Raw genomic sequence first — 26,314 nt, 5'->3', positions numbered from 1 at the left:
GCAGCGGCGGCAAATTTACCCGCCGAGGGCTTCTTCAAGGCCCTTCACATGTTCTGCGCCCTCGATGATTTCAGCGGTCGATCCGCTCACCGTGTCGCCAATCGGTTCAGCGCGCCCGCCAAGGCAGGTGGCGAGGAAATTCTCTGTCACTGCGTTGAAGGCGATGTTGTTGTTTGGCTTCGCGAAACCGTGTCCTTCGTCGGGATACAGCACATAGGTCACGGGAATGCCGTGTTCCTTCATTGCGCCGACAATCTGGTCGCTTTCCGCCTGTTTCACCCTGGGATCGTTGGCACCCTGACCGATCAGGAGCGGTTTTACGATCTTGTCTGCCGAATAGAGCGGGCTGCGCTCTTTCAACATTGCGAGCCCTTCCGGCGTGTTGGGATTGCCCATGCGTTCGTGGAACTGAGCAATCAGCGGTTCCCAATATGGCGGGATGGTCTCCAGCAGGGTTTCGAGGTTGGACGGGCCGACGATATCGACACCGCAGGCGAATTTGTCGGGCGTGAACGTCAGCCCCGCGAGCGTTGCATAGCCGCCATAGGAGCCGCCCATGATCGCTACCTGATCTGCACGGGTCACTCCGTTATCGATCGCCCAATCGACCGCGTCGATCAGGTCATCGTGCATTTTCTTGCCCCATTCCAGGTCGCCGGCAGATATGAAATCCTTGCCGAAACCGGTGGAGCCGCGGAAGTTGACGCTCATCACGGCATAACCGCGATTGGCCAGCCATTGATGGTATGAATTGTACCCGAAACCGTCGCGTGCCCAGGGGCCGCCATGAACCAGCAGGATCATCGGAACGGCCGCATCGGGAACCCCGTCGCCATCGCTATCGCTGCCTGGCGGCAGGGTGAGGTAGGAAGGCAGCGTCAACCCGTCGCGCGATTTCAGTTCCAGCGTGTGCATCGTCTGCAGCGGCGCCCCGACCAGTTCGGGCCGGGTGGTGTAGAATTCCGTCAGCGTCTTTGCAGGGCGGTCATAAATGAACGTTTTGCTGGGTGCGGTCAGCGGGTCGTTCCAGACGATCCACTTCGTGTCGTCCTCCGTCCGCGACTGGACGCCAAATTCGCCCTCCAGCCGCTCGCCCAGCCAATCGAGCGAAGACTTCACGTCCTGGTCGATCGCGGTCCATTCGGTGGTGAGATAGGTGAAGCTGTAAGCCTCGATCTCGCCAGTCTTGGGGTCCTGCATCGCGCCGCCAATGTCGGCCTTTTCATTCTCTGCAATTACGGTCTTTTCGCCGGTTGCCATATCCTGGGCGATCAGCGCGGCGGTGTTTCGGCCGCGGCTGTCGATCCAGTACATAGTCTTGCCATCGGTGGTGAAGCCGGCGGGCTGTGTGGTCAGCGAATCCGCCAGACCGGAACTTTCGCTTGGCTCGGCGGCAATCTCGCCATTTGTGACAGGGAAGAAATCCATACCCCCCGATGCGTTGGGCCGCACGGCCATCCGCAGGTCAAGATTATCATCCGCGAGGAAACCGGCATAACCGTTATTTTCCAGCACCAGCGTCAATTCGCCGGTGTTAAGGTCCAGCAGATAGGGATCATGGAACCTCGCATCGCGGTTGTTCAGGCCGACCAGCATCTTGTCGCGGATTGTTTCGGAGGTTCCGAAAACCTGAACCCGGGTTTCTTCAAAGGGGGTCAGCGTGCGTTCCTTGCCGCTCGCCACGTCGATCCCGTAAAGCAGGAAGTTCTCATCGCCGCCCTTATCCTGAATATACAGCAGGCTGCGCGAATCCGGGGCCCAGAAATACTGCCTGATCGGCCTGTCGGCGGCGCTGGTCATCACTTTGGCAGCGGCGGGATCGGATGCCGGTGCAATCCACACATTCAGCACGCCGTCTTTGGGCGCGAGCCAGCTCAGCCATTGGCCATCGGGGCTCAATTGGCCGGATGCGCGCGTGGGGTTGCCGAACAAATCCTCGCGCGGGATCAACGGGGCGGCTTGTGCTGGTGTATTCATTCCTGATGTCGTCTCCGCATGATGGTCTGCCGCAGCACTGCCGGGCAGGGATATCGCCAATGCCGCGAATGCGCAGCCGGCGAACAAATTCCTGGATAGTGATCTGAATTTCATGACAACTCTCCCTTCAGGCAACATAGGAAGAGGATAGGCAAAGGCCATGGCCGGATTATGACTATTCGACAAACCAACGAATTGGGCGGGCGAAATGCTCGAGCTGTCAATATCGTTATGAATTGCATATCGCTTGGGTTAATGGGGCATCTTCAGCTTCACGGATAAGGGGGAATCCAATGACGAAGACCGAGCCACAGAAAAACATTCCATCGGCACAATGGTCCAAACCTACGGTGCGGACAGTTGCCTCAGTCGGGCAAACTCGTGGGGGTTTCCTATCCAACGCGGCCCGGCCGGAATCTGTTTTCTACAATCCGTCGTAAGGCTGCCTTCGTTTTGCATGCTGTGGTCGTCCATTCCGCGAATGGGTACCATCGGTCAGCGTAGGGTGTGCGCGCCGTAAAAGGTCGTGACCGGGTGTGTGGGTATAGCCTGGCCCCCTTGCAAACCCGGCAGTTGCAATGCTAACAAGGCCTTAAGGTCGTATCGTAAGAACAAATCTTTGCAATTTTAACGGGGTATTTATGTCCAAAGATACGAAATTGAATCAGGTTCAGGCCAAGTCTTGGTCGAAACCGCAGGTAAAATCGATCACACCGCTTAAGCGGACTATGGGCGGTCCAACTGGTGGTCGCACGATTGAGGATACTTTCTACAATCCCTCATGAGGTTTGCGCCTTATAAGGTTTACGTTTGCTGATGCCGCGCCCTGATACAGGGGCGATGACGGTTCCAGGCGAAGCAGCATAATTGAGAATGCGCTAGCGCGCCGCACTGATGATCGCTGATCTGGGTGCGGCGCGTTTTGTTTTACGGAAAGAATATGGCGATCCTCGGCAGTCCGGATCTGTGCCTTGTCGCCCGCCCGTTGGTGGACTGTTTGCCGTCAGGGCGCGTTATATTCTCGTAAAGTCTGTCAGCCCTGCCGGTCTTTGCCCAGTTCGCGGGAATAGTCGCGCCCACTTGCAATTATGGTAGTTCGAATGCTATCAAGGCTTTAAGGTCGTATCGTAAGAAAAAATATTCGCAGTTTTAAAGAGGTATTTATGTCCAAAGATACGAAATCCGATCAAGTTCAGGCTAAGTCCTGGTCGAAACCGCAGGTAAAATCGATTACACCGCTTAAGCGGACCATGGGCGGCGCGGTTCGCCGCACGATTGAGGATGCTTTCTACAATCCTTCATGAGGTTTGCGCCTTATAAGGTTTGCGTTTGTTGATGCCGCGCCCTGATAAGGGGGCAATGACGGTTCCAGGCGAAGCAGCATAATTGAGAATGCGCTAGCGCGCCGCACTGATGATCGCTGATCTGGGTGCGGCGCGTTTTGTTTTACGGAAAGAATATGGCGATCCCCGGCAGTCCGGATCTGTGCCTTGTCGCCCGCCCGTTGGTGGACTGTTTGCCGACAGCTGGCTCAATGATCGTTATCGCCGGAGAGCATGTCACTCAAATGTTCTGCTTGCGATCTAGCCACTTTTGGGGTCTCTGATTCGCTAAGCAGTTTTGGGGGATGGGTCGTGAGTAAGTTTGATCGTAGCAAAAGCGATGCAGCGCAGGCCAAGCGTTGGAGCAAACCGAGTGTTGAAATCGTCGCCGGCGTAAACAAAACTCGTGGCGGCGCAGATGTGCGGCCATCTGAGGTTGGCCCCTTTTACACGCCTTCCTGACGCACAATACCCCTGCCTAAAGGGCGGGGTTATCGTAACAATGCCATGAAAAAATCGCCAGCGCGCCGCGGTGCGGGCTGTACGGCTGCGCCAATTCGCGTGCCTCCTTCTCACTCGGGCGTGCGGGCAGGCTCAGGATTTTATGCAGGGCCACTTGCACGGCAAGGTCGCCCGCAGGCCAGATATCGGGGCGGCCCTCCGCGAAAAGGAGGTAGATTTCCGCTGACCACCGCCCGATGCCCTTGATCCTGGTCAGTTCCGTGATGGCTTCTTCGTCGTCTGCCGGAAGTTCGCTTAGATCGAGTTCTTCACTGACCACCAGTTCGCAGAGCGACCGGGCATAGCCCTGTTTCTGGCGCGATAATCCGCAGGCCCGTAGCGTGTCGAAATCCCGGGCGAGCAATTCGTCCGGGGCGATATCTTCGCCCAGCTCAACCTCCAGCTTGTTCCACACAGATGCGGCTGCCGCCACGCTGACCTGCTGCCCCACAATCGTGCGCAGCAAGGTGCGATAGCCGGTCGGGCGGATGCGCGGTTCGGGATAACCTGCGGCGTCCAGCGCAGCCGCAAACGCAGGTTCGACCGCCGCCGCATGGTCCACGCCCTGCCTGATTTGGTCTTTCGACAAGCCCATAGTGTGTCCTCCTGCCTTGCAAATCGGCGAGGGCTCTTTTAGCAGCCACGCCGAACGGCCAATCCGGCCGACCTTTTATGGAGCCTGCTCATCATGCCCAAGCTGATTGTCGTCAACCGTGCCGGTGAAGAATCGACCGTTGAAGTCGAAGACGGCCTGACCGTTATGGAAGCAATCCGGGACAACGGTTTCGATGAATTGCTGGCGCTGTGCGGCGGCTGCTGTTCGTGCGCGACCTGTCACGTGCTGGTCGACCCGGCATTCTCCGACAAGCTGCCTGAAATGTCGGAAGACGAAGACGACCTGTTGGAAAGCTCTGACCACCGCGCGCAGAATTCGCGCCTGTCATGCCAGGTGCCTTTCACCAGCGATCTCGACGGTCTCAAAGTCACCATCGCACCTGAAGATTGATTTTAACGCTGAAAGAGCAATTGCATTGCTCTTGGCGGCGCAGCTTCCTAGTTCAGGCTCATGACAGCACCACAATTGCGCGATGATACGCTTGAACTGATCGGCAACACGCCGCTCGTCCTGTTGCAGGGACCGAGCGAGGCGGCGGGCTGCGAAATATACGGCAAATGCGAATTTGCGAACCCTGGCGCTTCGGTGAAAGATCGGGCGGCGCTGGGAATAATTCGCGATGCAGAGGCGCGCGGCGATCTGAAGCCCGGCGGTACCATCGTTGAAGGGACAGCCGGAAACACCGGTATTGGTATCGCTTTGGTGGCGAATGCGCTGGGCTACAAAACCATCATCGTGATGCCGGACAACCAGTCGAAGGAAAAGATGGATACGCTGCGGGCGCTTGGCGCGCAGCTGGTCACCGTTCCGCCGACCAAGTTTTCTGATTGCAATCATTTCGTCCACACATCGCGCCGGCTGGCTGAAGAAACCGATGGGGCGATCTGGGCCAACCAGTTCGACAATACGGCTAATCGCAAGGTCCACATCGAAACTACCGCTGCCGAATTGTGGGAGCAGATGGAGGGACGGATTGACGGCTTCACCTGCGCTGCCGGGACGGGCGGAACGATTGCCGGTGTCGGCCTTGGGCTGAAGGCGTTCGACGAAGACATCCGGATCGCCCTGACCGACCCGCACGGCGCGGCGCTTTACAGCTATTTTGCCGAAGGCGAGCTCAAGGCCGAAGGCAGCTCCGTAGCGGAGGGTATCGGACAGGGCCGCATCACCGCCAATCTGGAAGGTGCGCCGATCGATACACAGTTCCGGATTTCCGACGAGGAAGGCCTGGACTGGGTTGCGCGGTTGCTGCGTGAAGAGGGGCTGTGCCTCGGCCTTTCTTCCGGCATCAATGTTGCCGGGGCAATCGCGCTGGGCCGCCAATTGGTCGAAGAAGGGCGGGAAAAGCCGCGTGTAGCGACGATCCTATGCGACACCGGGTTCCGCTATCTGTCCACGATTTACAATGCCGACTGGCTGGAAGCAAAAGGCCTGCCGGTTTTCGAATGGCTGCGCGACTGACCCATTAGCTCTTGGCGCGCGTGCCGGGACGGTCTAGATTCCAGAAATGGCAAATCGTTTTTTTGAACGCATCATGCATGGGCCGGCCGATGCCGTCGGGCAAACGCCGCTGGGCGGAACCCGGTCGCAAGCGTTGCAACGTCTCCAGATCGGAATCAGCGGTATTATCGTGATGATCATGCTTGTCGCGCTCGCAGACGTCATTCGCGACCGGGCGGACCAGGCGGATGCCGAAAGCGTGCCGGAAGCTGCCGCGACCACCGCACCATTGCCGAGCGCATCGGTCCAGAGCGATCCGCTGGCAGAAGCCGGTGTGGTGCCGGATCTGCCTGCGGAACCGACCGCAGCTCCAACTCAGGAATCGGCGATCCTGCCTGAGCAGGGCCTGAGCTCAGAAACCGAATAAATGGGCACCGCAAGATCGGTTGCGGCTTGCATCTGCGCTGCGTTGTTGGTGCTTGCCAGCTCTGCGTGCGCTGATCAGGCGGAAGAGGTAGTGCAGGCACCGCAAATGCCAGCGTTGGGCCTGATGACGTCCCTGCCAATCTACTGGCCCAGTCAATCAGACATCTCAGCTGCGATTTCCCCCGATGCAGAAGCGCCTTGGGTCAGGCGATTGCTGGAAGAGCGATACGAACTGACGCCGCTCGACACTTTAGCCGGACAGGGCGCGGTAACGCCTTCAGCTGCATTATCGGCAGTAGATTATCTCATCCTGGCTCAACCGGCTCCATTACCGCCAGCCGACTACGTTGCTTTGGATGAATGGGTGAAGGCAGGCGGTCAGGTGCTGATATTTGCCGATCCGGTTCTGACCCAGCACTCGCAATTCGGGCTTGGCGACAAGAGGCGGCCTCAGGATATCGCGATGCTGGGGCCAATCCTCTCTCGGTGGGGGCTTGAGCTCAGGGTAGGGCCGGACACTTCGGGAGAAGCGCTGTGGAGCAGCGTTGCCATCCCGGTCGAAGCGCCTGGCGTGCTTGCTGCGCATGGCAGCGAATTTGCGGATTGCGAAATTCAGGCGGCGGGTCTGGTGGCGCAATGCCAGGTCGGGGAAGGGCGCGCGACAGTCATCGCGGATGCAGCAATTCTCGATACTGAATTGGCGGACGAGGCGCGGATAGAGGCGCTCGGCAGTATGCTCCAGCGGACATTCGGTCGTGACTGAACGCCGTTCGGGGATTTCACGGGATGGAGCGGAGTCGCGCCCCGGGATCGACGGGGATTTCGCGGGAGGCGTGTTGTTATCAAGGCTTTTTATGCGAATATCAGGCTTAGGGTTAAGGATATTTAGCTAGGTAAAACAAATACTTATCAGCATATCCCCATTAAACCCTTAATTTTCCCTTCCATCCCCGCATCTCGCGGGGTAATACCGTCTTCCATCAGGCAAGTCGTTTTTTGCTGCGCTCCGATTCTTCGGGGCGAGCCACCCGAGCTTATGCGCGGGCGGAAGCGGAGAAGGCGTGCCTCAGGGGTTTTGTTCGGCAGAGGATTGGGGCGAAGTGGCGGGAGCACTTCATAGTTACAGTGGACAGGCTTTGACCCTTCTGGGGGACAAAGGTCGGTTCGTTGTGCCTTCCGACTTCAGAAAAACCGTCAAGGAATCCAGCGATGGGCATCGCATCCTCTGCCTTGCCAAGCATGACCGCTGGGATTGTCTGGTTGGCTTCGGCCTTTCCCGAGAAGCAGAGCTTGAAACCCAGCTTGACCGCGAAGAAGATGCTGCCCTGCGCCTTGGCCGCGAATACGACCGTGAACTGCGCGCCAGCCAGTTGTTCGGTTTCGAGAAAATTCCCTTTGATGACAGCGGCCGCTTCACCATGCCCGACTTCATCAAGACCGATGGCCTGATCGAAGATGCACTGTTCTTTCGCGGTGGCGGCCGGTTCTTCACAATCTGGAACCCGCAAGTCCTCGACCGGCAGGGCGACGAATGGCGTGCTGCGAAAGCCGGTTGCCAAGGGCTGCTGGCCGACATTGCGGCGAAGGCGAAGCGCAAATGACCGGCGCTCCGAACACAGCTGCGAACACCGCTCCGCACATTCCCGTGCTGTTGCAAGAGGTCGTTGCGGCGCTTGCGCCCGAGCAAGGCGACGTCATCATCGACGCGACTTTCGGTGCTGGCGGATACACCCGCGCGCTGCTCGATGCAGGAGCCACCGTCCACGCTTTCGACCGCGACCCCGACGCGATCGAGGCGGGCGAGAAATGGCCTGAAACACGCGAAAATCCGCCCCGGCTTGTGCTCCATGCGCGGCGTTTCTCGGAAATGGCAGAGGCTATGAATGATGCCGGGATCGAAGCGGTCGACGGCATTACAATGGATATCGGCGTATCGTCGATGCAGCTTGATCAGGCGGAGCGCGGTTTTGCCTTCTCGGCTGATGGACCGCTCGATATGCGTATGTCGCAAGAGGGCGAAAGCGCGGCGGATTTCCTCAATTCCGCCGACGAAAACGTGATCGCCGACGTCCTTTATGATTACGGCGAAGAACGCCAGTCGCGCCGGGTCGCCCGGGCGATCGTTGCGGCGCGCCCGCTGGAGACGACCGGCGACCTCGCACGCGTGGTTCGCAAGGCACTGGGTTACCGCCCGGGCGAATACACGAAGCGCCCGCAGAAAGACCCGGCCACCCGCAGTTTCCAGGCAATCCGTATTCACGTGAATGCGGAGCTGGATGAGTTGCACGAGGGGTTGGCTGCTGCAGAGGCACTGCTGGGTGAGGGCGGCCGTCTTGCCGTGGTCAGTTTCCACAGCCTCGAAGACCGTATCGTCAAACGTTACCTCAAGGATGCCAGCGGCAGCACCGGCGGTTCGCGTCACTTGCCGCAAATCGAATCCGAGCCGGCAATCTATCGCGATGTGTCCAAGGCAATTCGTGCCGGCGAGCGTGAAGTGAACGACAACCCCCGTTCGCGCTCCGCAACCCTGCGCTATGCCGTTCGCACAGCCGCCCCCGCGAGGGAGGCAGCATGATGCGCGGTTCGCGTCTTCGCCAGATCGGCTGGGCCGTGGTGCTGAGTGTCTGCATCACCGGTTTTGTCGCGCTCACTTTCCGTGTGAATGCCGTGAAGAGCGAAGTCCGGCTTGCCGAACGCCAGCTCATCGCGCTGGAGCGTGAGACATTGCTGCTGGAAACAGAATTTCAGACCCGCGCCAATCAGCAGCAGCTGGCCGACTGGAACCGGATCGAATTCGGTCTTTCTGCACCGAATGCGGACCAGTACCTCGAGAATGAGCGTCAGCTTGCGAGCCTGGGCGTTCCCCGCGGTGCCACCGCGCCCGAACCGATCCGTGTTGCCCGCGCTCCAGTTGAAGGTGAAGAGTCGAGCTTCGCATTGATGGTTTCGCCGCTGACCGGCGAGACTTTGCAGCCTGAACGCTCGGACGGCGGGAATACCGGCGAGCGGCGCCGCTCGCCCATGTCCGCCCCATCTTCGCTGGCAGAACGCCTTTCGCTCGATAATCCGCTGGAGCGGTCGATTGCGGAGCTGCCGGAATGAACGGGATGGCAGTCAGCACTGCAATTTCGACCAGCCGTTTCCAGCTTACATCCGTCCGCGAACTGGCCGTAGGCACGGCGCGTCTGCGGGTGCTGTGGGTTGCCATCATCTTTGCTCTGGTGGCGAGCGCGGCCGTGGCCCGGATTGGCTATCTTGGTTTCACCGATCAGACTTACCGTGCGACTTCGCTGGAAGATGCGCTGCTGCCGCCGCGCGGGGAATTGACTGATCGCAACGGTGTCCCGCTGGCGCGCGCATTCCCGGCCTATGCGCTGTGGTATAACCCCAAGGCCTTGGGCGATGCTGATAATCCGCTGGTGAAGAACCCGCGTGAAATCGCGCAGGAACTCAACCGCATTTTTCCTGAGATGGACATTGATGTCACCGCGGAAAAACTCGCGGCTGGCCGGCCGGGATATCTGCGCCGCCGCGTTCTGCCAGAACAGGCAAACGAAGTCATGGCGCTGGGCGAACTGGCGCTGGAAATGCCCCGCGAAACCGACCGCCACTATCCGCAAGGATCGATGGCAGCCCATGTGCTCGGCTATGTCGATGCCGAAGGTAAAGGCAAGGTCGGCATGGAGCAGGTGCTCGACGCGCGCCTTATGGACCCGGCAGTTCGCGGAACTCCCGTTGCTCTCTCGATCGACATGCGCGCCCAAGGTGCGCTGGAAGACGAGCTGCGCCGCGGCATGCTGGCGACCAATGCGATGGGCGCCGCAGGGATCGTGCTGGACGTCGATACCGGCGAGGTGATGGCGCTTGCATCCTTGCCCGAATTTGATCCGAACAAGATTGATGCCAAGGGCGTCGACCATATGTTCAACCGGGTGACCAATCAGGTTTACGAACTCGGCTCCACCTTCAAGCCGCTCACGGTAGCAGCGGCGATCGATGCAGGCACGGTGCGCGATTTTGGTCGCCGCTATGATGCCTCGCCGGTGAAAGTTGGCCGTTTCAGCATCAAGGACAGCCACTTCATCGGCAACCACCTCAACGTGGCCGAGACGCTGATCCATTCTTCCAATACGACAACTGCACGGATCGCCGACGAGTTGGGGGCAGAGCGCCTGCGCCGCACAATGGTAGATCTTGGCATGAACGAGCGGCCCTATATCGAATTGCCAGCAAAGGGTTTCCCGATCTGGCCGGGCGATGACTGGCCGCGCCTGCGCAACATGACTGTCAGCTATGGCCACGGCATTGCGGTGACACCGCTGCACCTCGCCAGCGCCTATGCTGCGATGGTAAATGGCGGTGTCTGGCGCCCTGCGACAATGCACAAGCTCGCGCCGGGCAAGGCACCCAAGGGCCGCCGTGTGTTCAAGGCATCGACTTCTTCACGGATGCGCCAGTTGCTCCGCATGATCGCAGTGTACGGCACCGGCCGCAACGCAGACGCACCCGGGTTCCGGGTCGGCGGCAAGACCGGCAGCGCGGAAAAGCCGGGTGCGGGCGGGTATCGCCGCAGCTCTCTGGTTTCGACCTTCGCCGCCGCCTTCCCGATGGACAAGCCGCGCTATGTCGTGATCGCGATGCTGGATGAACCAAAAGGCACCGCCGCAAGTTCGTTCCAGCGCACCGCCGCATGGAACGCCGCGCCGATCGTCGGCAAGCTGGTCCCGCGTATCGGGCCGATCCTCGGCGTGCGGCCCGACACCACGCGCGATATCGATATCAGCGACCTCAAACCCCTGATCGCGAAGGCTGACTGATGCGCCTGACAAAGATCGCCCAAGCCGCCGGAATCGAGTGCCCAGAGGGCGCTGAAATCAACGTCACCGGTTTCGCCATCGATAACCGCAAGGTCGCGCCGGGCACTGTCTTTGGCGCGTTCCAGGGTTCGCAGGTCAACGGCGAAGATTTCATTCCCGCCGCGGTCGAGGCAGGCGCAGTTGCCGTTGTCGCCAGGCCCGAAGCACGCGTGGAGGGCGCGGTCCACATTGCTGACCCTGAACCCCGGCGGGTATTCGCACGGCTGGCGGCACAATTCTTCCAGCCGGTGCCTGAAACAATCGTTGCTGTCACGGGCACAAACGGAAAGACTTCGACCGCCGAAATGACGCGCCAGATCTGGCGCATGTGCGGACACCGCGCGGCATCAATCGGTACTTTGGGCGTAACAACCCCGGATGGTTCGGTTTCGACCGGACTGACCACTCCCGATATCGTCACTTTCCACTCGAACATGAGCGGACTGGCGCGTGAGGGCGTTACCCATGTTGCATTCGAAGCTTCGAGCCACGGCCTGTCGCAATACCGCAACGAAGGGCTTCCGGTCGTGGCGGCCGGGTTTACCAATTTCAGCCGCGATCACCTCGATTATCATGCCGATATGGAGGATTACTTCGCGGCCAAGATGCGGCTTTTCGACGAAGTCGTGAATGACGATGCAACGATCGTAGTCTGGACGGGTACTGGCGAGTGGACCGAACGGGCTATCGAACACGCACAGCGGCGTAATTTGCGCGTGTTCACTGTGGGTGAGCAGGGGGCTAACGATCAAAACGGGATCCGCCTGCTCTCCCATACGCCGACCCAGCTGGGTCAGGAACTCGAGATCGAGCATGCGGGTCAGAAACGCACTATCAAACTTCCGCTGATCGGCGCCTACCAGTCTGCGAATGCGCTGGTCGCCGCAGGACTTGCGCTTGCAACGGGCGGCGATGCGGGAATGGTGTTCGATGCGGTGGGCCGCTTGCAGCCAGTGCGCGGCAGGCTGGAACGTGCGCTGATCAGCCCGTCGGGCGCGCCGGTTTATGTCGACTATGCCCACACACCCGATGCGCTCGAATCCGCGATTGTCGCGCTGCGCCCGCACGTCACAGGACGCCTGATCACCGTGTTCGGTGCGGGCGGCGACCGCGACCAGGGCAAACGCGGGCCAATGGGCGAAGTTGCCGCGCGCCTGTCCGACGAAATTATCGTGACCGACGACAATCCGCGCGGTGAAGATCCGGTCGCCATCCGCGCAGCAGTGCTTGCCGGTGCCAATGGCAAGGGGCGCGAGATCGGCGACCGCCGAGAAGCGATTGAATGCGCAATGGAAATGTCGGGCAAAAACGACATCATCCTGATCGCCGGCAAGGGTCATGAGAAGGGCCAGATCATCGGCTCGGGAGAGAATACACGCGTGTTGCCATTCGACGATGTCGAGGTGGCACGCGAATGCGGCGTGAAGCTGGGCAAGGAAGCATGGGGAACCGAAGAATGAGTGCATTGAGCAACCGCCACCCTGCGCTGCGCGCATGGCCTGTTCGCAAACGCGATGCCATCGGTCTGGCATTGTGGGATGCGGCCAGCATTGCTGCGGCGACCGGCGGTACAGCCAGCTGCGATTTCCAGATTTCCGGCGTCGAAATCGATTCCCGCGATGTGCGTTCCGGGGACCTTTTCTTCGCGCTCAAAGGCGAAGCGACCGATGGGCACAAATTTCTCGACAAAGCATTTGCGAACGGTGCAACCGCAGCCGTTGTCGATCATCCGATTGAACAGCCGCACATCCTCGTGTCCGACACCAACGAAGCGCTGGAATTGCTGGCAGCCGCGGCCCGCGAACGCAGCACGGCGGTTCGTATCGGGGTAACCGGATCAGTCGGCAAAACGGGTGTGAAAGAGGCAATCTTTGCCGGTCTGGACCGCGCAAGCCACGGCGCAACGCATCGTTCCGTCCGCAGTTACAACAACCATGTCGGCGTGCCGCTCAGCCTCGCCAGAATGCCTGCGCGGAGCAAGTTCGGCGTGTTTGAAATGGGCATGAACCACGTTGGCGAAATTTCAGGCCTGACCAATCAGGTGAAGCCGCACGTGGCGGTGATCACTACGATTGCGCCAGCCCACATCGAAAACCTCGGTAGTATCGAAGCCATCGCAGATGCCAAGGCAGAGATTTTCGAAGGTATTGTGCCGGGCGGAACCGCAGTGATCCCGGCCGACAGCCCGCAATTCGAACAATTGAAAGCGGCCGCGGCGAAACACGGTGTCAACATCGTGTCGTTCGGCCGCGCGCGCCATGCCGATGTGCGTCTGCTCGATGCGATTCCATCTGCCAATGGCGGGTCGCTGGTAACGGCGGACCTCGGCGAGACTCGGCTGTGCTTTTCAGTTGCTGAGCCGGGCGACCACTGGATCAGCAATGCGCTGGCGGTCATGGCCGCTGTGCGCGCCGCTGGCGGCGATCTGGGATCTGCCGGACTGGCGCTGGCGGAGATGGGCGGCCTGAAAGGGCGCGGCGCACGCCACCAGATCACTGCAATCAGCGGCAAGGCATTGCTGATCGACGAAAGTTACAACGCCAATCCTGCATCCATGCGGGCAACCTTGCGCCAATTGGGCCAGACGCCAGCGACGCGGCGCGTTGCGGTACTTGGTTCGATGAAGGAACTGGGTGATTTTGCTCCCCGTTTTCATGCCCAGCTGGCCGAACCGCTGGCCGAGGCGAATGTCGATTTTGCCATATTGGTTGGTAAAGAGATGAAAGCCCTCGTCAGGGACTTGGGGAAAGGCGCTGCGGATGCGCTTGCAGGGGGTCTCAGCTTCGCGCATTGCGAAGGTCCTGCAGAGGCCATTTCGGCGCTTGAAGAATTCGGAATCACGTCGGGGGACGCGATCCTGGTCAAAGGCTCCAACTCAGTTGGTCTGGGCAGGGTGGTCGCGCATTTCACGGCCAGGAACTAGAACGTGGGGGGCGGGAAGCCTTAATGCTCTATTTGATCGCCGAGTGGCTGAATTTCGAGGGAATTTTTAACCTCATCCGTTACCAGACCTTCCGGTCCGGGGCGACGCTGATGACCGCGCTGGTGATCGGCCTGATCATCGGCCCCCGTTTCATCAACATGCTGCGTGTCCGCCAGGGCAAAGGGCAGCCAATCCGCGAAGATGGGCCGCAAACCCATCTGGCAAAGGTTGGCACACCAACGATGGGCGGCCTGATGATCCTGATCTCGCTGACATTTTCGATGGTCATGTGGATGGATTTGCGAAACCCGTTTGTCTGGGCCTGTCTGGCTGTGACGGTGGGATTTGGCCTGATCGGCTTCCTTGACGATTACGACAAAGTCACCAAGGCCAGTCACAAGGGTGTGTCAGGCAAGGTTCGCCTGCTGATGGAATTCGCCGTGGCCGGTGTCGCATCCTACCTGATCGTCAGCCAGATAAACACCAACCTCTATGTCCCGTTCTTGTCGGACGTATCGATCCCGCTTGGCCCGTTCTATTATGTTTTTGCCGCCGTCGTTATTGTCGGGGCGGGTAACGCGGTGAACCTCACCGACGGGCTGGATGGTCTTGCGACCATGCCGGTAATCATCGCCTCAGGCACCTTCGCGATCATCGCCTATCTTGTGGGCCGTGTGGATTACTCCGCCTATCTTGGCATTCCCCATGTTCCGGGGGCGGGCGAGCTTGCGATCCTGTGTGCTGCGATCATGGGTGCCGGCCTCGCTTTCCTGTGGTTCAACGCGCCCCCTGCCGCTGTGTTCATGGGCGATACCGGCAGTCTTGCCCTGGGCGGGGCTCTGGGCGCAATTGCTGTGGCATCGCATCACGAGATTGTGCTGGCGATTGTCGGCGGCCTGTTCGTGATGGAGGCACTGTCGGTCATCATCCAGGTTTTCTGGTTCAAGCGCACCGGCAAACGGATTTTCCGTATGGCGCCGATCCACCATCATTTCGAACAAAAAGGCTGGGCTGAATCGACGGTGGTGATCCGGTTCTGGATCGTGTCGATCGTGCTCGCACTGATGGGGCTGGCAACGCTCAAGCTCAGATGATCACCAGCCCCGCTTTTTCCGGCAAACGCTATGCCATCCTCGGTCTCGCCAGATCAGGTCTCGCCGCGGCGGAAGCATTGCTTGCCAGCGGGGCGGACGTCATCGCTTGGGACCGGCAGGATGTGGCCCGGGAAAAGCTGGAAGGGCGCGCGCGTCTGGCTGACCCGTTGGAGATTGACCTGAGCGGATTTGCCGCCGTGGTCGTGTCGCCCGGTGTTCCGCTCAACACCCATCCGATCGTCGGGCATGCTGCGCGTTTCGGCGTTCCGGTGATCGGCGATATCGAATTGTTCGCGCAGGCCCGTTCTGCGCTGCCGCCGCACAAGGTGGTGGGCATTACCGGCACCAACGGCAAATCGACCACCACCGCGCTGGTGCATCACATTCTCAAATCTGCCGGGGTGCCGACCCTGATGGGCGGCAATATCGGCATTCCGATCATGGAACAGGAGCCGCTGCCCGAAGGCGGTGTCTATGTGCTGGAACTGTCCAGCTATCAGATAGACCTGACAGTCAGTCTAGATTGCGAAATTGCGGTGCTGCTTAACATCACCCCCGACCATCTCGACCGGTATGACGGATTTGCGGCCTATGCGGCGAGCAAGGCACGTCTGTTCGCGATGCAGTCCGGCGGGCATATTTCGTTCCTAGGTTCCCACATCCCGCCCGAGTTGCGCCTTGCGTCCCCGACCAATCCGATCCCGGCGATCGATGGTGAAAGACAGGTGCGGTGGCCGTCGCTGCAAGGGCCGCACAATGCGGAAAATGCATCTGCTGCAATCCAGGTTTGCATGGAACTCGATCTCACTCCGGATGAGATCGAACGCGGTTTGCAGTCCTTTAGGGGCCTGCCGCACCGGATGGAATTCGTGACGGAGCATGACGGGGTGCTGTTCATCAACGACAGCAAGGCAACCAATGCCGATTCCGCTGCACCAGCTCTCGCTGCCTATCCGCCCAATCCCGCGCCAAGGCTCCACTGGATTGTCGGCGGGTTGCCCAAGGAAGATGGATTGGGCGCGTGCGAACAGCATCTGGGCAACGTCAAGACAGCCTACACAATCGGCGAGGCCGGCCCCCGTTTCGCAGAGCTTCTGGAAGGGACGGTACCCGTCCAACGCTGCGAATTGCTGTGCGAAGCAGTCGGGCGCGCCGTCGAGAATGCGGTGCCCGGCGATGTTATCCTGCTATCCCCGGCCTGTGCCAGCTTCGACCAGTTTCGTGATTACGAAAAGCGCGGCGAACACTTCCGCCAGATCGTTAGGACACTGACCGAACAAGACCCGGACGGTGCCGCAGATAGTGACCGCAGGCCTGAAGCATGAGCGCCAGCCAGCCCTATATCCCGCGTGCCGGCGAACGTGCACCTGCGACCGAGAAGTTTCGCGGATCACGAAGCGCGGAGTTGAAGATCTGGTGGCGCGAAGTCGACCGGGTCCTGCTGTTTCTGATTCTGCTGCTGATGGCAATCGGCACAGCCGCTGTTGCTGCAGCATCGCCGGCCAGTGCGCGCCGGCTGTCCACGGCATCGGTGCAGTTGCCGGATCTCTATTTTTACTGGGCGCATCTGCGCTGGCAGTTCCTCGGCGTGATCACGTTGATCGGCGCATCCATGTTGTCGCGCGACAACGCACGCAGGGTCGGGATCGTTCTGGCAGCGGCAATGCTGGGTTTCCTCGTACTGGTGCCGATGATCGGCCATGAAGTGAACGGAGCGAAGCGCTGGATCAATCTGGGTATGAGGTTCCAGCCTTCGGAATTTCTCAAGCCTGGCTTTGCGATTGCGCTGGCGTGGATCCTGTCGTGGCGGCTGCGTGATCCGCATTTGCCGGTGCTGGCAATCGTCACCGCAATCATGGGTGTTGTTGGGCTCCTGCTGATGTTGCAGCCTAATCTGGGTGCGACGCTGCTGTTTGGCGGTGTGTGGTTCGTTCTGGTGTTGCTGTCGGGCGTCTCGGTCCAACGTATCGGGATGCTGATCGGCGGCGGTATCGCGGGCCTTGTCGCGGTGTATTTCCTGTATGAAAACGGCCGCAACCGGATCGACGCATTCCTTGGCGGGGGTACGGCATTCGATCAGGTCGACCTTGCCCAACGCACCTTGCTGGCAGGCGGCTGGACCGGAAGCGGGCTATGGCTGGGCATTCGCAAGCTGAACCTGCCCGAGGCGCATACAGACTACATTTTCTCCGTCATCGGCGAGGAATTCGGGCTGCTTATGTGCGCTGTCATCGTCGTGATGTATCTGGCGATCATCGCCCGCGTGTTGGTTCGTCTGGCTGATGAAGACAATCTGTTCACACTGCTGGCCGGTGCCGGTCTGGTGACACAGATTGGCGGTCAGGCGTTCATCAACATCCTCGTCAATCTGCAGCTTTTTCCATCGAAAGGCATGACCTTGCCGCTTGTATCCTATGGCGGTTCTTCGACCATCGCTGTATGTCTTGCCGCCGGGCTATTGCTGGCCATCACGCGGCGAAATCCGTTTCTCACGCGTGAGACACCCGGATTGCGCAAGGTGCCCCCGTTCAAGAAATTCGGGGCGATGCGAAAAACGAACGAAGGAAAACGCTCATGAGCGGCGCGAACCGCCATTTTGTCCTGGCTGCCGGTGGTACCGGCGGGCATCTGATCCCGGCCTTTGCGCTGGCGACCGAGCTTGACCGCCGCGGCCACCATGTTGCGCTGATCACTGACGAGCGCGGCGCGGCGATCCCGGGCAAGCCTGAATTTTTGCCAGCGCATGTCCTGCCTGCCGGCCGGTTTGGAAAGAACCCGCTCAAATGGTTCAAGGGCATCAAGGCTGTGCTGGAAGGGCGCAAGATGTCACTGCGCCTGTTCGAAACTTTCGAGCCCAGCGCCGTAATCGGTTTCGGCGGATACCCGGCACTGCCTGCGCTGCTGGCGGCGACTTCGGCTGAAATACCCAGCCTGGTGCACGAACAGAACGCCGTGCTTGGCAGGGTGAACAGGTTGCTGGCCAGCCGGGTTGAAGCAATCGCCACTGCCTATCCGGAAATCAAACGGCTTAAGCCAAAACACGCTGAGAAAACGCATCTGGTTGGCAACCCGGTACGGGCCGAAGTCATGCAATTGCGCGACGACCCGTTTCCTCCGTTTACGGATGAAGGGCTGCTGCGCGTGCTTGTCACTGGCGGCAGTCAGGGTGCCAGCGTGCTTTCAGAAGTGGTGCCGGACGGGCTCGCCATGTTGCAGCCTGCTCTACGTGCGCGGCTTCAGGTGACGCAGCAATGCCGCCCGGAAGATATTGATGCCGTGCGTGAGCGGTATCGCAGCCACGACATTCCGGCAGAACTCGGCACATATTTCGAGGACATGGCATCGCGGCTGGCCGACGCGCATCTATTTATTGGCCGTGCTGGCGCATCTACCATCGCGGAACTGACTGCGGTTGGCCGTCCGGCCATCCTGATCCCGCTGCCGATTGCAACCGATGACCATCAGGCAGCAAATACGCGCGAGTTGACCCAAAGCGGCGGTGCGCGTTCGATCCGTCAGCATAATTTTACCGGCAAGGAACTCGCGCGCCAGATACAGGCTTTGGCGCAGCGTCCCGATACACTTTCAACGGCGGCTCATGCGGCTTGGAATTGCGGACGTCCCAACGCGGTGCGGGACCTTGCCGATCTGGTCGAGAGTTTCGGCGGCAGCGAACTGATGGACGTTATCCGGGTTGGCGCGAACAACGCCCGCGGCGCATCGCAGGAAGCAAGGCCGGCGCATGGCGCGGCAAGGGATGATGCATCATGAAGGGCGTAGGCACTGATATCGGGGTGATCCATTTCGTCGGCATCGGCGGGATCGGGATGTCCGGCATTGCGGAAGTGATGCACAATCTCGGCTATACTGTGCAGGGCAGTGACCTGTCTGAAAGCCCGAGCGTCCTGCGCCTGCGGGAGCGCGGAATTTCGGTCAAGATCGGACACGAGAAGGAAAACGTTGAAGGTGCAGCCGTCGTCGTGATCTCTACCGCCGTGAAGCGGACCAATCCCGAAGTCGCGCACGCTCTGGAAAACCGTATCCCCGTGGTTCGCCGCGCTGAAATGCTCGCTGAACTGATGCGGCTGAAAAGCACGGTCGCGGTTGCCGGCACGCATGGCAAGACTACGACGACCAGCATGATCGCTGCACTTCTGGATGCGGGCGGGGTTGATCCCACCGTCATCAATGGCGGCATTATCGAGCAATACGGTTCCAACGCGCGCATGGGCGACAGCGACTGGATGGTGGTTGAGGCCGATGAAAGCGACGGCAGCTTCTTGCGCCTTGACGGTACGATTGCGGTTGTAACCAACATCGATCCTGAACACCTCGATCACTACGGCGATTTCGACGGGGTGAAAGACGCCTTTGTGGAATTCATTCACAACGTCCCGTTCTACGGCGCTGCCATTCTGTGCATCGATCACCCTGAAGTGCAGGCGGTGATAGGCAAGGTCCGCGACCGCCGGGTCGTGACCTATGGGTTCTCGTTGCAGGCAGACATTTGCGGTGTGAATGTCCAACCTGTGGAAGGCGGAAACAAATTCGACGTGGTCGTCCGCCAGCGCGGTGAAGAAGATCGCCGCATCGAAGGCGTCAAGCTTCCGATGCCAGGCCGCCACAACGTTCAGAACGCTCTCGCCGCGATTGCTGTTGCGATCGAGATGGGTTGTACTGACGAAGTGATCTGCAATGGCTTTGGTCATTTTGGCGGCGTGCGTCGGCGCTTTACCAAGGTCGGTACCGTCGGGGGGGCAAGCATCATCGACGATTATGCTCACCATCCGGTTGAAATCCGTGCTGTACTTTCGGCTGCGCAGGAAAGCGTATCGGCTGTCGGGAACGGGCGTGTATTCGCGGTCATGCAACCGCACCGTTATTCGCGCCTCAATGATCTGATGGATGATTTCCAGACCTGCTTCAACGATGCGGACCAGGTGTATGTGACTCCGGTATACGAGGCGGGCGAAGACCCGATCGAAGGTGTCAGTTCGGACGCATTGGTAGAAGGGCTGAAGTCGCGCGGCCACCGTTCAGCAGCGACAATCAGCGACCAGCAAGCGCTGGCAAAAACCCTTGCCGACCAAATCGTTGAAGGCGATCTGGTCGTGTGCCTTGGCGCAGGTGACATCACGAAATGGGCAGCCGGGCTGGCCGATGCGATTGCTAAAGAACGGACTGCGGCGTGAGCGGCCATCAACCAAACGACTGGTTTATGAACGACACTGGATCGGCGCCCGCATCCGAGGTTGATGGTGCGGTTTCGACGCCTGTCCCAATCGAGAACGTCCGCGGCAAACTGACCGCGGATGCGCCGCTCGCCAAGCTGGTCTGGTTCAAGGCCGGGGGCAATGCGGACTGGTTGTTCGAACCGGCGGACCGGGGGGATCTGGTCGATTTCCTTGAACGGCTGGGCGGACAACTTCCGGTGATGGCGCTCGGCCTAGGGTCCAACATGATCATCCGCGATGGCGGCGTGCCGGGTGTGGTCGTGAAACTTGGCAAGCCGTTCGCACAGGTCGAAACGGATGAAAATTGCGTTGTCACATGTGGCGGCAGTGCTCACGGAATTCTCGTCTCCTCCACCGCGCGCGATGCCGGCATTGCCGGCCTTGAATTTCTTCGCGGGATTCCCGGGACGGTTGGCGGCTTCGTACGAATGAACGGCGGCGCATATGGCCGCGAGGTTTCAGACGTGCTGATCGATTGCGAAGTGATCCTGCCGGACGGGGAATGCATCGTCCTGCCCGCAGCAGATCTCGAATATACATACCGCCATTCTGCGCTACCCGATGGGGCGGTGGTCGTTCAGGCCCGGTTTCAGGGCACGCCGGGCGACCCGGAAGAAATCGGTGCGGAGATGGACCGGATTGCCGAAGCGCGCGAAAACTCGCAGCCGCTACGGACCAAGACCGGCGGTTCCACTTTCAAGAATCCGGAAGGCCGAAAGGCCTGGCAGCTGGTCGATGATGCCGGTTGTCGGGGGCTCAAAATGGGCGGCGCGCAAGTGAGCGAGAAACACACCAATTTCCTGATCAACACCGGCGATGCGACAAGCGCAGATATCGAAGGGCTGGGGGAAGAAGTGAAGCGCCGCGTCTATGAAAACTCCGGCGTCCAGCTGGAATGGGAAATTCAAAGGGTTGGCCGGCCATGAATGCGAAGCGCAAACTGCATATCGCGGTTCTGATGGGCGGATGGGCTAACGAACGGCCCGTCTCCCTGATGAGCGGCAAAGGCGTGGCTGACGCGCTGGAAAGCCGCGGACACAAAGTGACCCGGATCGATATGGACCGGCAGGTTGCCGCCCGAATTGCCGAAGCTGCGCCCGACATCGTTTTCAACGCTCTGCACGGGGTGCCGGGCGAAGACGGAACGGTGCAGGGCATGCTCGATCTGATGGGCGTGCCATACACTCACTCTGGCCTCGCCACCTCTGTCATCGCAATCGACAAGGAGCTGACCAAGCAAGCGCTTGTCCCGGCGGGTATTCCGATGCCGGGTGGGCGGATCGTGCAAACTGCGGAGCTTTACGAGAAGGACCCGTTGCCGCGTCCATACGTGCTCAAACCCGTGAACGAGGGATCGTCGGTCGGGGTTGCGATCGTCACCGATGAAAGCAATTACGGCAATCCGATTCAAAGAGATGCCAAAGGGCCGTGGCAACAGTTTGACCACCTTTTGGCAGAGCCTTTCATAAAGGGGCGCGAGCTTACCACAGCCGTTATCGACGGCGAAGGTGGCCCACGCGCCCTGACGGTGACAGAACTGGTTCCGAAATCCGGCTTTTACGATTTCGACGCGAAATACACTGACGGCATGACCGATCATATCTGCCCCGCTGAAATTCCCGACAACATCGCGCAATTGTGCTGCGAATATGCGGTCAGGGCGCACAAGGTCTTGGGCTGCAAAGGTACGAGCCGAACTGACTTCCGCTGGGATGACGAACTGGGCGAAGACGGCCTGTTCGTGCTGGAAACGAATACACAGCCGGGGATGACTCCGCTCAGCCTCGTGCCTGAACAGGCAAAATATTGCGGTATGGAGTACGCGGATCTCGTCGAAACAATCGTCGAGGAAGCGCTTCGCAGCGCGGCAAGTGGTGCGGATCAGCAAGGAGGGGCAGATGGCAACGGTTAAACGCAAAGGGCAGGGCGTGCGCCGCTCCGCCGCAGCCAAGAGCCGCGCCAACACCGCTCGGCGGGCAAAGGCGAAAACCGGCTCGTTCATGGATTCGGCAATGGCTGTGCTGCCATTCACCGAAGAACAGCTGACGCGTTTCTTCCTGGCGATGATCCTCGGTGCAGCAGCGGCGCTGGCATGGTTCGTGGCTAGTCTGGCCGGCGTGCCGGCCATGGCACAGCAACAGATTGCCGGGCTGGCATCCGACGCCGGTTTCGAAGTGCGCCATGTTCGCGTGAGCGGCGTCGACCGGATGAACGAACTGAAGGTCTACGAGAAAGTCTTGGGCGAACGCGACAGGCCGATGCCGCTGGTCGAACTCGATACGCTGCGCGACGAATTGCTCGAACTGAGCTGGGTCCAGGACGCGCGCGTTTCGCGCCAACTGCCCGACACGCTCGTCGTAAACATCGTTGAACGCACACCCCATGCGGTTCTCAGGAAACCGGGCAGGATGGTGCTTATCGATCCAACCGGGGCGGAACTCGAACCGATCACTCAGGCAAATGCACGCGGGATGCTGGTTATCGCCGGGCCCGGTGCCAGGCAGCAGGTCGCACAGCTAACGGATTTGCTTGATGCCGCACCGGCGCTGAAGCCGCAGGTTGCGCAAGCCGAATGGATCGGCAATCGCCGCTGGAATCTCACCTTCAGCACCGATCAGGTGCTGGCCTTGCCGCAGGGCGAGAAGGAAGCGGCCACCGCGCTGATTTCCTTCGCAAGGCTCGACGGGGTGAATCGCCTCCTCGGCGGAAAGGTTGCGACGTTCGACATGCGAGCGCCTGAGCGAATTTACATGCGTATTCCGGGCCGCGCGCAGGAAAGCCTTGAAACCGGGAGCGGCAGCTGATGGCTCTACCCCGCATTTCCAAAGTCTACGGCGCAGTAAATGTCGGCAGTTTCCGCATCTCTGCCATGATCATGGGCATTTCGGAGACCGGAGAGATGATCGTGCTGGGCTCGGGCCACCGTGCCAGCCAAGGCATAAAGCGCGGCTATATCACCGATATGGCCGCCGCAACCTATGCCATCCGTGATGCTGTAGAGCGGGCAGAAAAGAACGCCGGGACCAGCGTGTCCAGCGTCTGGATCGGCTGTGCAGGCGCGGGACTCGCCAGCCAGATTGCCAAGGTGGAAATCGATATTGGCGGCCGCCGGATCGAAGAAGAGGATATCGAGCAATTGCTCGTAACCGCACGCGATTCCATCGAGCCTGACGGCCGCATGGTGCTACACGCGCAGCCGGCGCATTACACACTCGACGGCGCACACGGGGTTGCCAATCCAAAGAACCTTCATGCCGAACGTCTTGGCGTGGATATTCACGTGATGCTTGCCGACGGCGCGCCAGTCCGCAACCTGATCGAAGCGGTGCAGAACGCGCACCTGGACGTCGAAGCGGTGGTTGCGGCGCCAATCGCGGCTGGCCATGCCTGTCTTAGCCCTGAGGAACGGGAGTTGGGCACGGCGCTGGTCGAAATCGGCGGTGATGTGACCAATGTGTCTGTCTATGCTGGCGGGATGCTGCTGGGATTGAAAGCCATTCCGCTTGGCTCGGCTGATATCACCGATGCCGTTGCATCAGCCTTTGGCATCCGCCGTTTCCAGGCCGAGCGGCTGAAATGCGTTTCCGGCTCTGCAATCGCCAGCCCTAGCGACCACCGCGAAATGATCCCCGTTGATGGGCCGGGCGACAGTTCCGCAGGCACAACCGCTCGCGGCGCTGATGACAAGAACCGCATTCCGCGCGCCGAACTCGTTTCCGTCGTGACAGAGCAGCTCTCGCGCCTGACCGACGAAATCGGCAAGGCTTTGAAGGAGATGGGTTTCTCCGGCGCGCGCGGCAATCAGGTTGTTCTGACCGGCGGCGGCGCTGAACTTGCAGGCATCGCAGAGTTTGCACAAGGCGCGCTTGGCCGCCCTGTCAGGGTGGGTAAGGCCCCATCGCTGCGCGGCCTGCCCGAGGCCCATGCGACACCGGGATTTGCAACCCTGTCGGGGCTTTGCCTCTATGCGGCAGACGATCCGGTGGACATCCGCTCGATCGAGCCTGGCTACCAGGAAACCGTGAAAGCTTCGGGCGCAGCGATGTTCGGAAGGATATTTCGCGCGGTTAAAGAGTATTTCTGAGTGGAACTCCGTGCGTTAACCACTGTGGATAAGAGGATTTACCCTTTGCAGGGTTGATTCGCTTTGTGGCAAAACGAATGTGACTATCAAATTATGCGACCAATCCCTTGGAGGGGTATAAAATGAGCATTAATATCGGCCCACCGGCATCCGACGAACTTCGCCCGAAGATTACCGTAATCGGTGTCGGCGGAGCGGGCGGCAACGCGATCGCCAACATGATTGCGGCTGAAATCGAAGGCGTCGAATTTATCGTCGCCAACACCGACGCGCAGGCGCTCAATACAGCAGTTGCGGACACCCGCATCCAGCTTGGCCCTGAAATCACCGGCGGCCTTGGTGCTGGCGCCCGTCCCGAAGTGGGCAAGGCAGCCGCAGAAGAAACGGTCGCGGAAATCGAAGACGCGCTCGACGGTGTGAACATGTGCTTCATCGCAGCCGGTATGGGCGGCGGTACAGGCACGGGTGCTGCTGCGGTCATCGCAGAAGCGGCGCGGCGCAAGGGTGTTCTGACAGTTGGCGTGGTCACCAAACCATTCCTGTTCGAAGGTACGCGCCGGATGCGTGCAGCCGAAGCAGGCATTGCCGAACTGCAGCGCCATGTCGACACGCTGATCGTTATTCCGAACCAGAACCTGTTCCTGATCGCCAAGGCTGAAACCACTTTCAAGGAAGCGTTCCAGCTAGCCGACGAAGTGCTTCAGCAGGGTGTGCGTTCGATTACCGACCTGATGGTCATGCCGGGCCTGATCAACCTCGACTTTGCCGATGTTAAGTCGGTTATGGAAGAAATGGGCAAGGCAATGATGGGCACCGGCGAAGGCGAGGGTGAAAATCGCGCTCTCGAAGCTGCTGAACGTGCGATCGCGAACCCGCTGCTCGACGGTGTGTCTATGCAGGGCGCGAAGGGTGTGATCATCTCGATCATCGGCGGTGAAGACATGAAGCTGCTGGAAGTCGACGAAGCGGCGAACCACATTCGCGAGCTGGTGGACGAAGACGCGAACATCATCTGGGGTTCGGCCTTCAATCCCGATCTTGACGGGAAGATCCGTGTTTCGGTCGTTGCGACGGGTATCGAGCCCGGCGCCGGTCAGGTCGACGGTGGCGGGGATACCCATTCGCTCTCCCTGGGTGGATCGCGTGCGCCAAAGCGTCCGGCACTTGAACTGCCCGCCGAAGATGAATTCGAAGAAGAGTTCGCAGAGGAACCCTCCGCTGTTCCCGCTGGTCTTGCCGGAATGTCTTTCGACGACGACGATTTCGAGGAAGAGGGCGAGGATGACGGCGATGTCGACGGCATCGTTGACCCGCTTGCCGGGATGCGGAACGAGATTGCTGATCCGTTCGATGCGGATGAAGAGTCTTCCCTGCCGGAACCTGCGGATGATACCGCTCTGACCTCACCTGGTGAGCAAGAGGGCTATGCTTCTGCCAGTGACGATGATTGGGATGAAATCTCCGAAGCAGGCAGCGATGATGATGCGCTGGACCTGACCGCCGAGGTTGAAACTGACGAGAGCACCGACGCCGGTTCGCAGCAGGACGAACTCCTTCTCAATGCCGACAAGCTGGCTGAAGAAGATCAACCGCTGGAGGTCAAGACCGGTCGCAGGCGCGGTCTGGTTTCCGGATCGGGCGAGGGCGGCAGTGGCGGCGGATCGGGTGCGGGCAGCACTCTGTTCGAGCGTATGGCCAATCTGTCGCGCGGCTCGGGTTCTGACAGCAATGCAGAAGACGAGGATGAGGACGGCGAGGATGAAGGCGGTTCGTCGCTCAACATTCCCCGTTTCCTCGGGCGTCAGAACAACCAGTAATCTACGAAGCAACGTTCCGCTCGG

At 60.0% G+C, this 26,314-nt stretch carries 23 protein-coding genes; 21 read left to right on the top strand and 2 right to left on the bottom strand.

All coding sequences use genetic code 11. The features are described from left to right. Positions 1-15: 15 nt before the first annotated feature. Positions 16-2,091, bottom strand: a complete 2,076-nt coding sequence (locus tag GRI43_RS07390; protein ID WP_235903632.1) for a S9 family peptidase — start codon at positions 2,089-2,091, stop codon at positions 16-18. Positions 2,092-3,140: 1,049 nt separating this feature from the next. Here GRI43_RS07390 and GRI43_RS07385 point away from each other — a divergent pair. After that, positions 3,141-3,281, top strand: a complete 141-nt coding sequence (locus GRI43_RS07385) for a hypothetical protein (RefSeq protein WP_160730360.1) — start codon at positions 3,141-3,143, stop codon at positions 3,279-3,281. Between the two features lie 496 nt (positions 3,282-3,777). Here GRI43_RS07385 and GRI43_RS07380 read toward each other — a convergent pair whose 3' ends face one another. Beyond that, entirely contained in the window at positions 3,778-4,395 is a 618-nt protein-coding gene (locus tag GRI43_RS07380; RefSeq protein WP_160730359.1) for a DNA-3-methyladenine glycosylase family protein, read from the bottom strand. 93 nt (positions 4,396-4,488) lie between these two features. Between GRI43_RS07380 and GRI43_RS07375 the strand changes: the two genes are divergently transcribed. The 20 genes from GRI43_RS07375 (at position 4,489) to ftsZ (ending at position 26,290) form a co-directional block, all read left to right on the top strand. Then, complete coding sequence (locus GRI43_RS07375) at positions 4,489-4,806, top strand: 2Fe-2S iron-sulfur cluster-binding protein (protein ID WP_160730358.1); 318 nt, start codon at positions 4,489-4,491, stop codon at positions 4,804-4,806. Between the two features lie 60 nt (positions 4,807-4,866). Next, positions 4,867-5,877: a cysteine synthase A gene (locus GRI43_RS07370; protein WP_160730357.1), complete on the top strand. Its 1,011-nt coding sequence runs from the start codon at positions 4,867-4,869 to the stop codon at positions 5,875-5,877. 46 nt (positions 5,878-5,923) lie between these two features. Beyond that, positions 5,924-6,283 (top strand): tumor necrosis factor receptor family protein, encoded by a 360-nt coding sequence (locus GRI43_RS07365; protein ID WP_160730356.1) that lies wholly within the window; start codon positions 5,924-5,926, stop codon positions 6,281-6,283. Continuing rightward, positions 6,284-7,045: a Gldg family protein gene (locus GRI43_RS07360; RefSeq protein WP_160730355.1), complete on the top strand. Its 762-nt coding sequence runs from the start codon at positions 6,284-6,286 to the stop codon at positions 7,043-7,045. A 298-nt stretch (positions 7,046-7,343) separates the two neighbouring features. Beyond that, a complete protein-coding gene (locus tag GRI43_RS07355; RefSeq protein WP_338090021.1) occupies positions 7,344-7,883 on the top strand; it encodes a division/cell wall cluster transcriptional repressor MraZ in 540 nt (179 codons plus the stop codon). Next, entirely contained in the window at positions 7,880-8,857 is a 978-nt protein-coding gene (gene rsmH / locus GRI43_RS07350; protein ID WP_160730354.1) for a 16S rRNA (cytosine(1402)-N(4))-methyltransferase RsmH, read from the top strand. Before GRI43_RS07355 ends, rsmH begins: the two co-directional genes overlap by 4 nt. Continuing rightward, positions 8,854-9,384 (top strand): hypothetical protein, encoded by a 531-nt coding sequence (locus GRI43_RS07345; RefSeq protein ID WP_160730353.1) that lies wholly within the window; start codon positions 8,854-8,856, stop codon positions 9,382-9,384. The genes rsmH and GRI43_RS07345 overlap by 4 nt, the downstream gene beginning before the upstream one ends. Next, entirely contained in the window at positions 9,381-11,099 is a 1,719-nt protein-coding gene (locus GRI43_RS07340) for a peptidoglycan D,D-transpeptidase FtsI family protein (protein ID WP_160730352.1), read from the top strand. The genes GRI43_RS07345 and GRI43_RS07340 overlap by 4 nt, the downstream gene beginning before the upstream one ends. Beyond that, positions 11,099-12,598, top strand: a complete 1,500-nt coding sequence (locus tag GRI43_RS07335) for a UDP-N-acetylmuramoyl-L-alanyl-D-glutamate--2,6-diaminopimelate ligase (RefSeq protein ID WP_160730351.1) — start codon at positions 11,099-11,101, stop codon at positions 12,596-12,598. Before GRI43_RS07340 ends, GRI43_RS07335 begins: the two co-directional genes overlap by 1 nt. Further along, entirely contained in the window at positions 12,595-14,061 is a 1,467-nt protein-coding gene (locus GRI43_RS07330) for a UDP-N-acetylmuramoyl-tripeptide--D-alanyl-D-alanine ligase (protein WP_160730350.1), read from the top strand. The genes GRI43_RS07335 and GRI43_RS07330 overlap by 4 nt, the downstream gene beginning before the upstream one ends. A gap of 23 nt (positions 14,062-14,084) precedes the next feature. Beyond that, a complete protein-coding gene (gene mraY, locus GRI43_RS07325) occupies positions 14,085-15,155 on the top strand; it encodes a phospho-N-acetylmuramoyl-pentapeptide-transferase (protein ID WP_160730349.1) in 1,071 nt (356 codons plus the stop codon). Continuing rightward, positions 15,152-16,480 carry a UDP-N-acetylmuramoyl-L-alanine--D-glutamate ligase gene (gene murD, locus GRI43_RS07320; RefSeq protein ID WP_160730348.1) on the top strand — a complete coding sequence of 443 codons (1,329 nt, stop codon included), beginning with the start codon at positions 15,152-15,154 and terminating at the stop codon, positions 16,478-16,480. The genes mraY and murD overlap by 4 nt, the downstream gene beginning before the upstream one ends. After that, entirely contained in the window at positions 16,477-17,733 is a 1,257-nt protein-coding gene (locus tag GRI43_RS07315; protein ID WP_160730347.1) for an FtsW/RodA/SpoVE family cell cycle protein, read from the top strand. The genes murD and GRI43_RS07315 overlap by 4 nt, the downstream gene beginning before the upstream one ends. Next, complete coding sequence (gene murG / locus GRI43_RS07310; protein ID WP_160730346.1) at positions 17,730-18,926, top strand: undecaprenyldiphospho-muramoylpentapeptide beta-N-acetylglucosaminyltransferase; 1,197 nt, start codon at positions 17,730-17,732, stop codon at positions 18,924-18,926. The genes GRI43_RS07315 and murG overlap by 4 nt, the downstream gene beginning before the upstream one ends. After that, on the top strand, positions 18,923-20,347 hold the full coding sequence (gene murC / locus GRI43_RS07305; RefSeq protein ID WP_160730345.1) for a UDP-N-acetylmuramate--L-alanine ligase: 1,425 nt from the start codon (positions 18,923-18,925) through the stop codon (positions 20,345-20,347). Before murG ends, murC begins: the two co-directional genes overlap by 4 nt. Positions 20,348-20,373: 26 nt before the next feature. Continuing rightward, positions 20,374-21,315 (top strand): UDP-N-acetylmuramate dehydrogenase, encoded by a 942-nt coding sequence (gene murB, locus GRI43_RS07300; protein WP_160730344.1) that lies wholly within the window; start codon positions 20,374-20,376, stop codon positions 21,313-21,315. After that, positions 21,312-22,301 (top strand): D-alanine--D-alanine ligase, encoded by a 990-nt coding sequence (locus GRI43_RS07295; RefSeq protein ID WP_160730343.1) that lies wholly within the window; start codon positions 21,312-21,314, stop codon positions 22,299-22,301. Before murB ends, GRI43_RS07295 begins: the two co-directional genes overlap by 4 nt. Beyond that, positions 22,288-23,193, top strand: a complete 906-nt coding sequence (locus GRI43_RS07290) for a cell division protein FtsQ/DivIB (protein WP_160730342.1) — start codon at positions 22,288-22,290, stop codon at positions 23,191-23,193. The genes GRI43_RS07295 and GRI43_RS07290 overlap by 14 nt, the downstream gene beginning before the upstream one ends. After that, positions 23,193-24,473: a cell division protein FtsA gene (ftsA, locus tag GRI43_RS07285; RefSeq protein ID WP_160730341.1), complete on the top strand. Its 1,281-nt coding sequence runs from the start codon at positions 23,193-23,195 to the stop codon at positions 24,471-24,473. The genes GRI43_RS07290 and ftsA overlap by 1 nt, the downstream gene beginning before the upstream one ends. Before the next feature lie 122 nt (positions 24,474-24,595). Beyond that, a complete protein-coding gene (gene ftsZ, locus GRI43_RS07280) occupies positions 24,596-26,290 on the top strand; it encodes a cell division protein FtsZ (RefSeq protein WP_160730340.1) in 1,695 nt (564 codons plus the stop codon). Positions 26,291-26,314: the final 24 nt, after the last annotated feature.

Origin of the sequence: Pontixanthobacter luteolus, from assembly GCF_009828095.1 — a bacterium.
In the GTDB taxonomy this organism is placed as follows: Bacteria; Pseudomonadota; Alphaproteobacteria; order Sphingomonadales; family Sphingomonadaceae; genus Pontixanthobacter; species Pontixanthobacter luteolus.
This window is presented reverse-complemented; position numbering and strand designations above follow the sequence as displayed.